The 13,016-nt window shown below is 73.4% G+C and carries 13 protein-coding genes; 2 read left to right on the forward strand and 11 right to left on the reverse strand.

What is annotated here, in order from left to right; all coding sequences use genetic code 11:
- The first annotated feature begins 127 nt into the window (after positions 1-127).
- Positions 128-1,294 (forward strand): glycogen synthase, encoded by a 1,167-nt coding sequence (gene glgA, locus Q0444_RS03825; protein ID WP_299021551.1) that lies wholly within the window; start codon positions 128-130, stop codon positions 1,292-1,294.
- Here the strand turns inward: glgA and Q0444_RS03830 are convergent.
- The 8 genes from Q0444_RS03830 to dapE form a co-directional block, all read right to left on the reverse strand.
- Positions 1,283-2,146, reverse strand: coding sequence for a putative RNA methyltransferase (locus Q0444_RS03830; RefSeq protein ID WP_299021554.1), 864 nt, complete (start codon positions 2,144-2,146; stop codon positions 1,283-1,285). The two genes, glgA and Q0444_RS03830, sit on opposite strands and share 12 nt — an antisense overlap.
- A complete protein-coding gene (locus Q0444_RS03835) occupies positions 2,143-3,618 on the reverse strand; it encodes a M17 family metallopeptidase (protein WP_299021557.1) in 1,476 nt (491 codons plus the stop codon). The genes Q0444_RS03830 and Q0444_RS03835 overlap by 4 nt, the downstream gene beginning before the upstream one ends.
- 77 nt (positions 3,619-3,695) lie before the next feature.
- Positions 3,696-3,863 carry a DUF3117 domain-containing protein gene (locus Q0444_RS03840; RefSeq protein WP_007629831.1) on the reverse strand — a complete coding sequence of 56 codons (168 nt, stop codon included), beginning with the start codon at positions 3,861-3,863 and terminating at the stop codon, positions 3,696-3,698.
- Between the two features lie 91 nt (positions 3,864-3,954).
- Positions 3,955-4,314, reverse strand: a complete 360-nt coding sequence (locus Q0444_RS03845; protein WP_299021568.1) for a DivIVA domain-containing protein — start codon at positions 4,312-4,314, stop codon at positions 3,955-3,957.
- Between the two features lie 71 nt (positions 4,315-4,385).
- Entirely contained in the window at positions 4,386-5,198 is an 813-nt protein-coding gene (folP, locus tag Q0444_RS03850; protein WP_299021618.1) for a dihydropteroate synthase, read from the reverse strand.
- A 68-nt stretch (positions 5,199-5,266) separates the two neighbouring features.
- Entirely contained in the window at positions 5,267-5,824 is a 558-nt protein-coding gene (locus Q0444_RS03855) for a TIGR00730 family Rossman fold protein (protein WP_291079590.1), read from the reverse strand.
- Complete coding sequence (locus tag Q0444_RS03860; protein ID WP_291079592.1) at positions 5,821-6,621, reverse strand: TIGR00730 family Rossman fold protein; 801 nt, start codon at positions 6,619-6,621, stop codon at positions 5,821-5,823. The genes Q0444_RS03855 and Q0444_RS03860 overlap by 4 nt, the downstream gene beginning before the upstream one ends.
- A 33-nt stretch (positions 6,622-6,654) precedes the next feature.
- The gene (gene dapE, locus Q0444_RS03865; RefSeq protein ID WP_299021620.1) at positions 6,655-7,872 is read right to left on the reverse strand and encodes a succinyl-diaminopimelate desuccinylase; all 1,218 of its coding nucleotides are present in this window, start codon (positions 7,870-7,872) and stop codon (positions 6,655-6,657) included.
- A 7-nt stretch (positions 7,873-7,879) separates the two neighbouring features.
- Here dapE and dapD point away from each other — a divergent pair, with 7 nt between their 5' ends.
- Complete coding sequence (dapD, locus tag Q0444_RS03870; RefSeq protein ID WP_291079593.1) at positions 7,880-8,848, forward strand: 2,3,4,5-tetrahydropyridine-2,6-dicarboxylate N-succinyltransferase; 969 nt, start codon at positions 7,880-7,882, stop codon at positions 8,846-8,848.
- Positions 8,849-8,873: 25 nt separating this feature from the next.
- Here the strand turns inward: dapD and dapC are convergent, their stop codons facing one another.
- The 3 genes from dapC to Q0444_RS03885 all read right to left on the reverse strand — a co-directional run bounded on the left by dapC (position 8,874) and on the right by Q0444_RS03885 (position 12,979).
- A complete protein-coding gene (gene dapC / locus Q0444_RS03875) occupies positions 8,874-9,986 on the reverse strand; it encodes a succinyldiaminopimelate transaminase (protein WP_291079595.1) in 1,113 nt (370 codons plus the stop codon).
- Between the two features lie 5 nt (positions 9,987-9,991).
- Positions 9,992-10,315 carry a ferredoxin gene (fdxA, locus tag Q0444_RS03880; RefSeq protein WP_291079597.1) on the reverse strand — a complete coding sequence of 108 codons (324 nt, stop codon included), beginning with the start codon at positions 10,313-10,315 and terminating at the stop codon, positions 9,992-9,994.
- A gap of 84 nt (positions 10,316-10,399) precedes the next feature.
- Positions 10,400-12,979 (reverse strand): bifunctional FO biosynthesis protein CofGH, encoded by a 2,580-nt coding sequence (locus tag Q0444_RS03885; protein WP_291079598.1) that lies wholly within the window; start codon positions 12,977-12,979, stop codon positions 10,400-10,402.
- Positions 12,980-13,016 lie beyond the last annotated feature (37 nt).

A 13,016-nucleotide genomic window follows, 5' to 3' on the forward strand; every position in this document is an offset into this window, starting at 1 on the left:
CTTCCCGGGACGCGGCACGGACCAACGCCCGACTTGCCCCCGACCGGCCCCGACCCGACACCCCGCGATCGGGAGATGTTCACCCGCAACGGTCCCGGTGTCGGCCGTGGCGACTAGGTTGGCCACTGTGCGAGTAGCGATGATGACGAGGGAGTACCCGCCGGAGGTCTACGGCGGGGCGGGAGTCCACGTGACCGAACTGGTGGCCACCCTGCGGCCACTGTGCGAGGTCGACGTCCTGTGCATGGGAGCCGACCGTGACACGGCGAGAGCGTTCCGGCCGGACCCGGAGCTGGGGGCGGATGCCAATCCCGCGATCCAGACCCTGTCGGCCGGACTGCGCATGTGCGTCGCGGCCGAGGGGGCGGACCTCGTCCATTCCCACACCTGGTACACGGGTCTGGCCGGCCACCTGGCCGCCCGGTTGTACGGCGTCCCCCACGTGGTGTCCGCGCACTCGCTCGAACCCAGTCGGCCGTGGAAGGCCGAGCAGCTCGGCGGCGGCTACCGGGTCTCGTCCTGGTCCGAGCGCACCGCGTTCGCGGGCGCCGACGCGGTGGTGGCGGTGAGCGCGCGGATGAAGGACGAGATCCTCCGCGTGTACCCCGAGATCGACCCGGACCGGATCCACGTGATCCTCAACGGCATCGACACCTCGGTGTGGTCGCCCGTCGAGCCGTTCGCCGGTCAGGACTCGGTCCTCCGCAGGCACCGGGTCGACCCGGAGCGCCCGATCGTGGCCTTCGTCGGACGGATCACGCGGCAGAAGGGGGTCCCCCACCTGGTGCGGGCGGCGCGGGACTTCCACCCGGACGCCCAACTCGTGCTGTGTGCGGGAGCGCCGGACACCCCGGAGATCGCCGCCGAGATGGAGGGGTTGGTCGCCGAACTGCAGTCCGCCCGCGACGGGGTCTTCTGGTTGCGGGACATGTTGCCGCGCCGGGACGTCATCGAGATCCTCTCCGCCGCGACCGTGTTCGCCTGCCCCTCGGTCTACGAGCCGCTGGGGATCGTCAACCTCGAGGCCATGGCGTGCGACACCGCCGTGGTGGCCTCGGATGTCGGTGGGATCCCGGAGGTGGTCGTCGACGGCGAGACGGGCACCCTCGTCCACTACGACGAGTCGGACGCGGCCGCGTTCGAAGCAGGCCTCGCCGCCGCGGTCAACGAGCTGGTGGCCGATCCGGACAAGGCCGCGCGCTTCGGTCACGCGGGTCAGGACCGGGCCCGGTCACGGTTCTCGTGGCAGACCATCGCGGAACAGACCCACGCGATGTACGCCTCACTCCTGTAGGGACCTGCGGTAGGACCGCACCTCGACGTGGATCCGGACCGGCCGCTCGGCCGGCCCGACGCGCCCGCTCACCCCGGCCCGGTCCAGGTGCACGCCGCTGGGCCCCATGAGGGCCAGGTCCACGGCGACCGATGCGGGAACGCCGACCACCGCGTCGACCACCCGGACCCGGTCCAGGGCGAACGGCCCGGCCAGATCGGCGTCCAGGCGGCCGGCCTTGTCCGCCGCCGGCGTGAGCATCCCGGCCTCCGTCCGCAGCGGCTCGAGATGCCCCGGGCCCGGCACCGCGACGACGAGCGTCCCGCCTGGCCGGAGCACGCGGGCGAACTCCGCCGCGTTCCTCGGGGCGAAGACCACCTGGACGAGGTCGAGGCAGCCGTCCGCCAGCGGGAGCCCGTCCCAGGTGTCCGCCACCAGCGCCGCGACGGCCGGGTTCACGCGGGCCAGCCGCCGCGCGGCCGCCACCGACAGTTCCGTGCCGATCCCGAGGGCGTCGCCCAGCCCGTCGACAACGCGGTCGAGGTAGAACCCCGTCCCGGCCCCGGCGTCCAGGATCACCGGGTGGCCCACCCCCGCGAGGGCGTCCCCCGCCGCCCGGACGAGCGCCTCGGCCACGGCGTCGAACGCCCCGGAGGCCAGCACCCTCTCCCGGGCGAGGACCTGATCCGCGGAGTCACCCGGGAACCGACGGCCCCGCGGGCCGAGGAGGGTCAGCTGGCCGTGGCGCGCACGGTCGAACGAGTGGCCCCGCTCGCACTCGACGCCGGGGCCCGTGAGTCGCAGTCCCCCGCCGCAGACCGGGCAGCGCAGATACGGCACGGCCCGCCCGAGGGCCGCCGGGGTCACGCTCACGGCCGTGGCCGGTCCACCAGGCCGCGGAGCAGCTCCACCAGGGTCCGGGTGGCGAATCCGGTCGCGACGGGACCGACCTCGTCGATCTCCTCCGGCGACCGGGCCGGGCCGGCGATGTCGAGGTGCGCCCACGGGCGTCCGTCGACGAACCCCTCCAGGAAGAGCGCCGCGGTGATCGCACCCGGCCCCGTGGGTGCCTGTCGACGATCCGCGATCCCCGATGCGACCGCCTCACGCAGGTCCTCGGGCAGCGGGAGCCTCCACCACCGCTCCCCGGCACCCGCGCCCGCCGCGGACACCCTGTCAGCCAGGTCGTCATCCGTCGCCATGACGGCACCGGTGCGCATGCCGAGCGCGACCTTCATGGCCCCGGTGAGCGTGGCGACGTCGACCACCACGTCCGGGTCGCATTCCGCGATCCCGTAGGCCAGCGCGTCGGCGAGGACCATCCGACCCTCGGCATCGGTGTTGGTGACCTCGGAGGTGGTGCCGCCGACGTGGGTGACGACGTCACCGGGCCGGTACGCGGACCCCGAGAGCATGTTCTCGGCCGAGGGGACCACCACGGTCAGGTCGAGGTCGGAATAGCTCCCGGCGTGGTCCGCGCAGAACGTGGCGGCGGCGGCCACCACGGCGGCCGACCCCGCCATGTCGGTGCGCATGAGGTGCATCCCCTCGGCCGGCTTCACGGAGATCCCGCCGGTGTCGAACGTGATGCCCTTGCCCACCAGCAGCACGCGTGTCCCCGGACCGGGCCGACGTGCCACCAGCACCCGGGGGGCCGCGGCCGACCCGCCGCCCACCGCGAGCACCCCGCCGAACCCTCCCGCGGCCAGGGCGTCGCCGGAGATCACCCTCGTCCGCATCCCCGCCGCGGACAACGACTCCGCCATCCGGGCCACAAGCCATTCCGGCGTCTTGAGGCCCGCGGGGGCGCCGGCGAGATCGCGCGCGAAGGCGGTGGCGCGGGCTGCCTCCCCGGCCGCGGCGACGGCGGCCGCGACGGAGGCCTCGTCGTCGTGGCCCCCGTCGGACCCGGCGGCGACGGACACGACCAGGTCCGGGGCCGCCGGCACCGGCTCGGCGGCGAACACGTCCTGCCCGCGCGCGCCCAACAGGTACCCCAGGACCACGTCGCCGACCCTCTCGACCGGGACGTCGCCGGGAACGCACAGCGCGGGGGACGCCGCCACCCGCGCATCACGCAGGTGCCTGGCCACCGCGGCCCCGGCGCGGCGGTGGCCCAGGCCGGCGTCGACCGACCCCGCCCAGCCGGGGCGCGGGGCGGTGTCGTCGAGCTCCACCTCGATCACCCGGAGGCCGTCCCGGACCCCCGCGCGCGCCTCGACGGCGCGTCCCCGCGGTGCCCGTCCCCGCTCCGCGGGCCGCGGCACCACCGCCCACTCGGCGCTGGGCCCCGGGGCGGGGACGACCCGGACCGCGGGCAGCGGGCGCGTGGGGAGGTCGGTCATCGGGGAACCCTTTCCGTGAGAACGACTCGACGCACCCGGCGCGAGGGCCGGGTGCGTCGAGTCGACAGAGCGATCGGTCAGGAGGTGGCCTGCGTGAGCTCCTCGCCGAGCGACTTCGCCTCGTCGGGGGTCAGCTCGACGACGAGACGTCCGCCACCCTCGAGAGGGACGCGCATGACGATCCCGCGGCCCTCCTTGGCCGCTTCCATCGGTCCGTCACCGGTCCTGGGCTTCATAGCCGCCATCGGGTCGATTCCCTTCGTCCTTGGCCGCGGGCTGCGTCCGGTGAGGACAGCCTTGCCCACGTGCGGTACTGCTGAGTGGATGCAGTCGATTCTAGCGCGTCGCACGGGGTCGGGACGCCGGAGCGCTCTTACGGCCCCCTTTGCCGGACGCCCCGGACGCCCCGGCGGCACCGACGGGATCGTCGAGACGGGCGCGGAGACGGTCGATCTCGGCGGCCGCCTGTTCCAGCGCCCAGTCGACCTCGGACATGGTGTACCCGCGCGCGGACATGCCGAACCGCACCGCGCGCAGGTCGCCGCCGGTGAACGGCCCGTCGGGCAGGACGGTGAGCGTGTGGCCCTTCGCCACCGCGGGGAGCAGCTCCGACCGACCGAAGACCACCACCGACAGGGCGAACAACGCCGCCGCCACCACGAGCGTGACCACGACGTAGATGAGGATGGTGAGCACGGGCCCTCCCCTGTTGTGACGAGCTGAGGGACTTCAGTCTGACACACGCACCGCGCCCCGGCCCCGGCGTGTCAGGCCAGACCCCGGACGGTCCGCGACGGGGGGCGGGTCCCCACGATGGAGGCCACCATCTCCACCGACCGGAGGGTGCCGCGCACGTCGTGCGTGCGGAACACCCGCGCCCCCAGGAACGCGGCGACGGAGGTCGCGGCGAGCGTCCCCTCGGCCCGGTCGTCGACCCCGGCGTCGAGGGTCTCCCCGATGAAGTCCTTGTTGCTCAGGGCCATGAGGACGGGCAGCCCGAGGTCCACGATCTCGCCCAACCGCCGGAGCAACTCGAGCCCGTGGAAGGTGTTCTTGCCGAAGTCGTGGGTGGGGTCCACGAGGATGCCGTCCGCCGGCACCCCGGCGGCCAGGGCGCGCCCCGCGGCGGCCGACAGTTCCTCCACCACGTCCCGGACCACGTCGTGGTAGCCCACCCGGAACGGCCGGGTCCGCGGCACCGCGCCGCCGGTGTGGGAGCAGACGAAGCCGGCTCCCGCCTCGCCCGCCGCGGTCAGCACCCCCGGGTCGTGTCCGGCCCAGGTGTCGTTGACCATGTCCGCGCCGGCGGCCAGGGCCAGCCGGGCCACGTCGCCGCGCCACGTGTCCACCGAGATCAGCACGTCCGGGTGGCGGGCCCGCACGGCGTCGACGAACGGCACGACCCGTCGGATCTCCTCCTCGGTGTCCACCAGGTCCCCCGGGCCTGCCTTGACACCGCCGATGTCCAGGATGTCGGCCCCCTCCCCCACCGACCGGTCGACCCGGCGCATCGCGGCCTCGTCGGTGAACGTGGCCCCGCGGTCGTAGAAGGAATCGGGGGTCCGGTTGACGATCGCCATCACCAGGGGACGCTCGACCGGCACCGGGCGGCCGCACAACGTGGCGGCCGGAGGCGCGGGTCGGCCCGTCACCGCCGTCCTCCACAGGCGTCGAGCGCCGTCTCGAGGTCGTCGCACACCACCAGGCAGTCGAGGGCGTGGGTCTTGACCAGGCCGGAGTCCGCCAGCCCGCCGACCCAGTCCAGCAGCGGCGTGTAGAAGCCGATGGGGTCGTAGAGCACCACCGGTTTGTGGTGGAAACCGAGCGAGGCGGAGGTCCAGACCTCGAACATCTCCTCCATCGTGCCGATCCCGCCCGGCAGGGTGAGGAACGCATCCGAGCGCTCCTCCATCTCCCGCTTGCGCTCCCGCATCGTGGTGACCACCACGAGTTCATCGGCCGAGGTGTCGGCGACCTCCCTCACCCGCAGCCCCTCGGGGATCACCCCGACCGTTCGGGCGCCGCCCGCGCGGGCCGCCTCCGCCACCGCACCCATCATGGAGACGTTGCCCCCGCCCGAGACCAGCGACCACCCGCGACGGGCGATCGCGTCGCCCACCTCGGTGGCGATCGCCAGCAGCCGGGGATCGTGGGTGGAGGACGCGCAGTAGACGCAGACCCTGCGACCCGCCACCGGCGCCATCACCGCTCCACCCCGCGGTGTTCCTCGCCCAGCAGGTCCTCCCGCTGCTCGGCGGTGAGCGCGGCGCGGCGGTGTGCCTGGCGGATGTACTCCACCGCCTCGGGGACGGAGTCGGTGACCAGGAACAGGTCGACGTCGGACTCCGAGATCATGCCCTGTCCGGCGAGGGTGCCACGGATCCACTCGACCAGCGGGGTCCAGAAGTCCACGCCGAGCAGCACGATCGGGAACCTGGTGATCTTGTCCGTCTGGACCAGGGTGATGGCCTCGAAGAACTCGTCGAGCGTGCCGAACCCGCCCGGGGTGCAGACGAAGGCCTGGGAGTACTTGACGAACATCGTCTTGCGGATGAAGAAGTAGCGGAAGTGCAGACCGAGGTCCACCCACCTGTTCATCCCCTGCTCCATGGGCAGCTCGATGCCCAGGCCCACCGACTGCCCGTCGGCCTCCCAGGCCCCCTTGTTGGCCGCCTCCATCTGCCCCGGGCCGCCTCCGGTCACCACCGCGTATCCCGCCTCCGCCAGCGCGCGGCCGAGTTCCACGGCCTGTTCGTAGACGGGATCGCCCGGGCGAGTGCGGGCGGACCCGAACACGCTGACCGCGTCGGGGAGTTCGGCGAGGGCTCCGAAGCCGTTGACGAACTCGCTCTGGATGCGCAGGACCCGCCACGGGTCGGTGTGCAGCCAGTCGGTGTCCTGGTTCTTGTCCAGCAGCCGCTGGTCGGTGGTGGTGCGTTCGCCGCCCTTGTCGCGGCGGACGAGGACCGGGCCGCGCAGGTGTACGGGGTCGTTGGGGGCCATGCCGGGAGTCTCCTGGAGGTGTCGGGGCCGGGCTCAGCCGGGGGTGGTGAGGTAGTCGCGCAGCAGGTCCGTCACCTCGACGATCTGCGCGGCGGGGCAGTGTTCGTCGCGCTTGTGCGCCAGGCCCGGGTCCCCGGGACCCAGGTTGACCGCCGGGATGCCGAGGGCGGCGAACCGCGACACGTCCGTCCAGCCGTACTTCGCGCGGACCCGCCCACCGGCCGCCCTGACCAGGTCCGCCGCCGCGGAGGCGCCGAGCCCCGGCAGGGCTCCCGGTGAGAGGTCGGTGAGTTCCCAGTACAGGCCGGGCCCGCGCGGCGGTTCCTCCCCGGGCTCCACCCTCGGGACCCGCGTGAGGCCCAGCGCCCCGAGCGCGTGCTCCAGCGCAGCGTCGGGATCCCGGTCCGGTGCCGACCGGAAGTTCACGTCGAGCCACGCCTCGTCCGGGACGGTGTTGCCGGCGACGCCCGCCGACATCCGTACCGCCTGCAGCCCCTCCCGGTAGACGCACCCGTCGATGTCCACGGACCGGGCCGCGTACGCGGCGAGGGCCGTGAGCACGGGCGCGAGCCGGTGCACGGAGTTGTCCCCCAACCAGCTGCGCGCGGAATGCGCGCGGACGCCCCGCGCGTGCACCCTGATCCGCAGCGTCCCCTGGCACCCCGCCTCGATGAGACCCCCGGTGGGCTCCCCGAGGATGGCGACGTCGCCGGTGAGCCAGTCGCGATGCGTGCGCTCGAGGACGCCCAGCCCGTTGGCGGTCGCCTCGATCTCCTCACAGTCGTAGAGGACCAGGGTGAGGTCGTGCGCGAGCTCGTCGGAGTCCGCCAGGGTCGCGAAGAGATGGAGGAACACGGCGTCACCCGACTTCATGTCGACCGTGCCGCACCCGTGGAGGACCACCTCGTCCCCCGCCCCCGTGACCCGGCAGGGGACGTTGTCCGCGACGGGCACGGTGTCGAGGTGGCCCGCGAGGACCACCCGGGTGGGCAGACCCCGCAGCGTGCGGGCGAGGACTCTGTTGCCGTCGCGGATCACCTCCGTCCGGCCGGCGCCGGCGAGACCGGCGACCACCGCGTCGAGCGCGGCGTGGACGGCCCCCGCGATCTCGGCCTCCTCCCGCGAGGGGCTGGCGATGTCGACGAGGGCGCGGGCGAGGTCGACCGGGTCTGCGGTCAGATCGAGGGCGGCGGTCACGGCGTCCACCTTAGATGCCCGTGCCCGGAGCGTGCCGTCGGCGACCGCTAGCATCGGGGGCATGAGTGCACACGGAGCAGTGGCCACCGGAATCGCCACCCTGACGTCCGATCACACCGTCCTCGACGTGTGGTATCCCGCGCCGGAACTCGGTGCCGCGTCCGACGGGGGGCACCGCGTCCTGTCCGGCGACGAGGTTCCCGCGGAACTCGCCCCCCTGACCGGCCCCGACGCCGACCGTGGGGTCGAGCGGGTGGCGGTGCGCGTGGAGATCTCGGACCTCACCCAGCCCCCGGCCGACGCCTACGACGCCTACCTCCGGCTGCACCTGATCTCCCACCGACTCATCAAGCCCCACTACGCCAACATGGACGGCCTGTTCGGCACGTTGTCCAACGTGGTGTGGACCAACTTCGGCCCCTGCGCCGTGCAGGGTTTCGAGCTGGTGCGGGCCAGGCTGCGCGCCCGCGGCCCCGTCACCGTCTACGGGGTCGACAAGTTCCCGCGGATGGTGGACTACGTCGTCCCGTCCGGCGTCCGGATCGCCGACGCCGACCGGGTCCGCCTCGGGGCGCACCTGGCGGAGGGGACGACGGTCATGCACGAGGGCTTTGTCAACTTCAACGCCGGGACCCTCGGGCCGTCGATGGTCGAGGGGCGCGTCTCCGCCGGTGTGGTGGTCGGCGCGGACTCGGACGTCGGCGGCGGCGCCTCGATCATGGGCACGCTCTCCGGCGGCGGCAAGGAGACCATCTCGATCGGTGAGCGTTGCCTGCTCGGCGCGAACTCCGGGATCGGGATCTCGCTCGGGGACGACTGCGTTGTGGAGGCCGGGCTCTACGTCACCGCCGGCACCAAGGTCGACGTCCGGGCCGGCGCCTGGGCCGAGCGCGAGCCCGTCAAGGCCGGTCAGCTCTCCGGGATGGACAACCTCCTCTTCCGCCGCAACTCCCTCACGGGCGCGGTCGAGGCGGTGCCGTGGAGGCGCGAGGGCGTCGGGCTGAACGAGGCGCTCCACGCCAACGACTGAGCCCCGGCCGCGCACGCGGGGGCGGTCAGGCCAGCCGGCGGACCGCCTCCGCGATCGTCGCGTCCGTGGCGGTGAGGGCGATCCGCACGTGCCGCGCCCCGGCTGGTCCGTAGAACTCGCCCGGGGCCACCAGGAGGCCGCGCTCGGCGAACCAGTCCACCGTGTCGCGGCATCGCTCGTCGCGGGTGGCCCAGAGGTAGAGCCCCGCCTCCGAGTGGTCGATGCGGAACCCGGCCTGCTCGACCGCCGGGCGCAGCAGGGCCCGACGGGCCCGGTAGCGCTCGCGCTGGTCGTCCTCGTGGGCGTCGTCGCCGAGCGCGGCGGTCATCGCCGACTGGATCGGCAGCGGCATCATCAGGCCGGCGTGCTTTCGGACCGCGAGCAGCTCGGCCACCAGCGCGGGGTCGCCGGCGACGAACCCGGCCCGGTAGGAGGCCAGGTTCGAGGTCTTGGACAGCGAGTGCAGCGCCAGGAGTCCGGTGTGGTCGCCGTCGCAGACGCGCGGATCCAGGATCGAGAGCGCCTCGCCCTCCCACACCAGGCCGAGGTAGCACTCGTCGGAGGCGACGATCACCCCGCGCTCACGCGCCCATCCGACGACCTTGCGGAGGTGCTCCGGTCCGAGGACCTTACCGCTGGGGTTCGACGGCGAGTTGAGGTAGAGCAGGGTGGGAGACGACGGCCCGAGCTGCACGAGCGAGTCGGCACGGACGACGGTCGCGCCCGCGAGCAGCGCCCCCACCTCGTAGGTTGGATAGGCCACCTCCGGCACGACCACCGTGTGGCCCGGGCCGAGCCCGAGCTGCGCGGGCAACCCCGCGATGAGTTCCTTGGTGCCGATCGCCGGGAGGACCGAATCCGGGGTCAGCCCGGTGACACCGTAGCGACGGGCGAGGGACCCGACCATCGCCTCGCGGAGGTCGAGCCGACCGACCGTGGTGGGGTAACCGGGTTCGGCGGACTCCGCCGCGAGCGCCTCCCGGATGACCGGGGCGACCGGGTCCACCGGGGTGCCCACGGTGAGGTCGACCAACCCGTCGGGGTGCGCGGCGGCCCGGGACCTCGCCTCGGCGAGGGTGTCCCAGGGGAACACCGGCAGCGCACGCACGGGCGGACGACGCTCCGGGCGTGCGACCACCGGGATCACTCCTGGTTCATGGGCGGGAGCGCCTTGACGAACGGGGTGTCGTAGTCGACCTTCCCGACCTTGGCGGCGCCGCCCGGCGACCCCAGTTCGACGAAGAAGTCCGCGTTGGTGGCGTTGTACTCGGTCCACTCGTCCGGCGTGTCGTCCTCGTAGAAGATGGCCTCCACGGGACAGACCGGCTCACACGCCCCACAGTCGACGCACTCGTCCGGGTGGATGTACAGCATCCGTCCGCCCTCGTAGATGCAGTCGACAGGACACTCCTCGACGCAGGACTTGTCCATCACGTCGACGCACGGCTCTGCGATCGTGTAGGTCACGGCAGCCACCTTCCTCGTAGCGGTATGGCGGTATCGTATGTCACAGTCCGTACCGGCGACGCACACGCCCCGGACCCGCCCTCACTATGTGACGACGCTCACCCCGATCGGGCGTGGCGCCGGGCCGTAGACCGTGTCGCGACGCCGGACCGGGCGGCCGATCCCGGTGGCGATCTCCTCGATCTCCTCGGGGGTCTTGGCCGACCCGTTCTCGGCGCCCGCCATCCTCGAGATGGTCTCCTCCATGAGCGTGCCGCCCAGGTCGTCGGCGCCGGAGCGCAGCATCGTCCGGGTGCCGGCGACCCCGAGTTTGACCCAGCTCGTCTGCACGTGGTCGATCGCGCCGTGGAGCATGATCCTCGCCAGCGCGTGCACGGCGACGTTCTCCTCGCGGGTCGGCCCGGGGCGGGAGGCGCCCGCCAGGTAGAGCGGGGCACTGCGGTGCACGAACGGCAACGGGACGAACTCGGTGAACCCGCCGGTCCGCTCCTGGATGCCGCGCAGGGTGCGCAGGTGCGCCACCCAGTGCCGTGGGGTGTCCACGTGGCCGTACATCATCGTGGAACTGGACCGCAGCCCCACCTCGTGCGCGGTGGTGACGATGTCGATCCACTCGGAGGCCGGGAGCTTGCCCTTGGTCAGCACCCAGCGGACCTCGTCGTCGAGGATCTCCGCGGCGGTCCCGGGGATGGTGTCCAGACCGGCGGCGCGCAGCTCGGTGAGCCACTCTCGGACCCCCACCCCGGACCGGGAGGCCCCGTTGGAGATCTCCATCGGGCTGAACGCGTGGACGTGCATCGAGGGCACCCGGGCCTTGACGGCCCGCACCAGGTCGGCGTACCCGGACACCGGCAGGTCGGGATCGATCCCGCCCTGCATGCACACCTCGGAGGCGCCGGAGACGTACGCCTCGAACGCGCGGTCGGCCACCTCGGAGGCGGACAGCGAGAACGCGTCGGCGTCGCCCTTGCGCTGGGCGAACGCGCAGAAGCGACAGCCGGTGTAGCAGATGTTGGAGAAGTTGATGTTCCGGTTGACGACGTAGGTCACCGTCTGGCCCACCACGTCCGCCCGGATGCGGTCGGCGAGGCCGGCGACGGCCGCCAGCCCGTCGCCCGTGGCCGTGGCCAGGGCCAGGTACTGGTCGTCGCTCAGCCCGGCCGGGTCGGACTCCGCCGCCCTCAGCGCGGCCACCACGTCGGCGTCCGCCCGCTCGGGGGCGAGCGCGCCCGCACCCAGTTCGGCGGCGCGGGCCCGGATGACGTCCCAGTTGCCGAACGCCTCGCCGATGTCCGACCGGGTGTCCGTGATGCGGCCCTCGGAGTCGATCGCCGTGTGCAGATCGGTCCGTCCGCTCGAGTCCCAGTCGTCGTCCGGCTCCTGCCAGGGCCGTCCCTGCGGCCGCAGCACCTCGTCGTCGTCGGCCACGGCGGCGAGCCCGCTCTCCGGGTCCGCCAGGGCGCGGACGTGGCCGGCCACCCTCGGGTCGATCCAGGCGTCCCCCGCGCCGACGTAGCGCGGATGCGCGGTGAGCCGCTCGGACAGGGTCCACCCGGCCGCGGCGAGGTCGGCGGTCAGCTCGTCCAGGTGCGGCCACGGCCGCTCGGGGTTGACGTGGTCCGGCGTCAGCGGCGAGATCCCGCCGAGGTCGTCCACGCCCGCGTCCAGCAGGGCCAGCACGTCGCCCCGGTCCACCAGGTTCGGGGGCGCCTGCACCGCAACCCGGGGGTCCAGGACGAGCCGCGCGACGGCGATCGCCGCGAGGAACTCGTCCCGCCCCGCGTCGGCGACCCCGCGCATCGCCGTGTCCGGCTTCGCGCGGAAATTCTGGACGATCACCTCCTGCAGGTGACCGAACTCGCGGGCGAGCCCGGCCAGGGCGAGCAGGCTCTCCGCCCGCTCCGCGCGGTTCTCGCCGATCCCCACGAGGATCCCGGACGTGAACGGCACGGCGAGGCGGCCCGCGTCGGTGAGCGTGCGCAGCCGCACGGCCGGGTCCTTGTCCGGGCTGCCGTGATGGCACTGCCCCGGGGTGGTGAACAGGCGGGTCGCGGTGGTCTCGAGCATCATCCCCATCGACGGTGCCACCGGCTTGAGCGTCGACAGCTCGGACCAGGACATCACCCCCGGGTTGAGGTGCGGCAGGAGGCCGGTCTCCTCCAGGACCCGGATCGCCATGGCCCGGACGTAGTCGAGCGTCGACGAGAATCCACGGGACGCGAGCCACTCCCCGGCCTCGGGCCACCTGTCCTCCGGCCGATCACCCAGCGTGAACAGGGCCTCCTTGCACCCGGCCTCGGCACCGCGGCGGCACAGGTCGATCACCTCGTCGGGGTCGAGGAACATCCCCTCCCCCGCGGCGCGGAGCCTGCCGGGGACCGTGACGAACGTGCAGTAGTGGCAGCGGTCGCGACACAGGCGGGTGAGCGGGACGAACACCTTGCGGGAGTAGGTCACGACGCCGGGGCGTCCCTCGTCCACGAGCCGGGCGTCACGCCGGGCGGCGGCCAGCGCCGTGAGGTCGCGGAGATCCTCCCCGCGGGCGGCCAGCAGCACCGCGGCCTCGGTCACGTCGAGGGTCAGCCCGTCCCGCGCGCGGCGCAGGGCGCGCCGCATCGCGGACGGCGCGGGCTCGGAATCGAGTGGCGGCGCGGCGAGATCCATGACCGTGATGATGCCCCACCGCGCCCAGCCGGAGGTC

The organism is uncultured Dietzia sp. (genome assembly GCF_937873725.1).
Taxonomy (GTDB): Bacteria; Actinomycetota; Actinomycetes; order Mycobacteriales; family Mycobacteriaceae; genus Dietzia.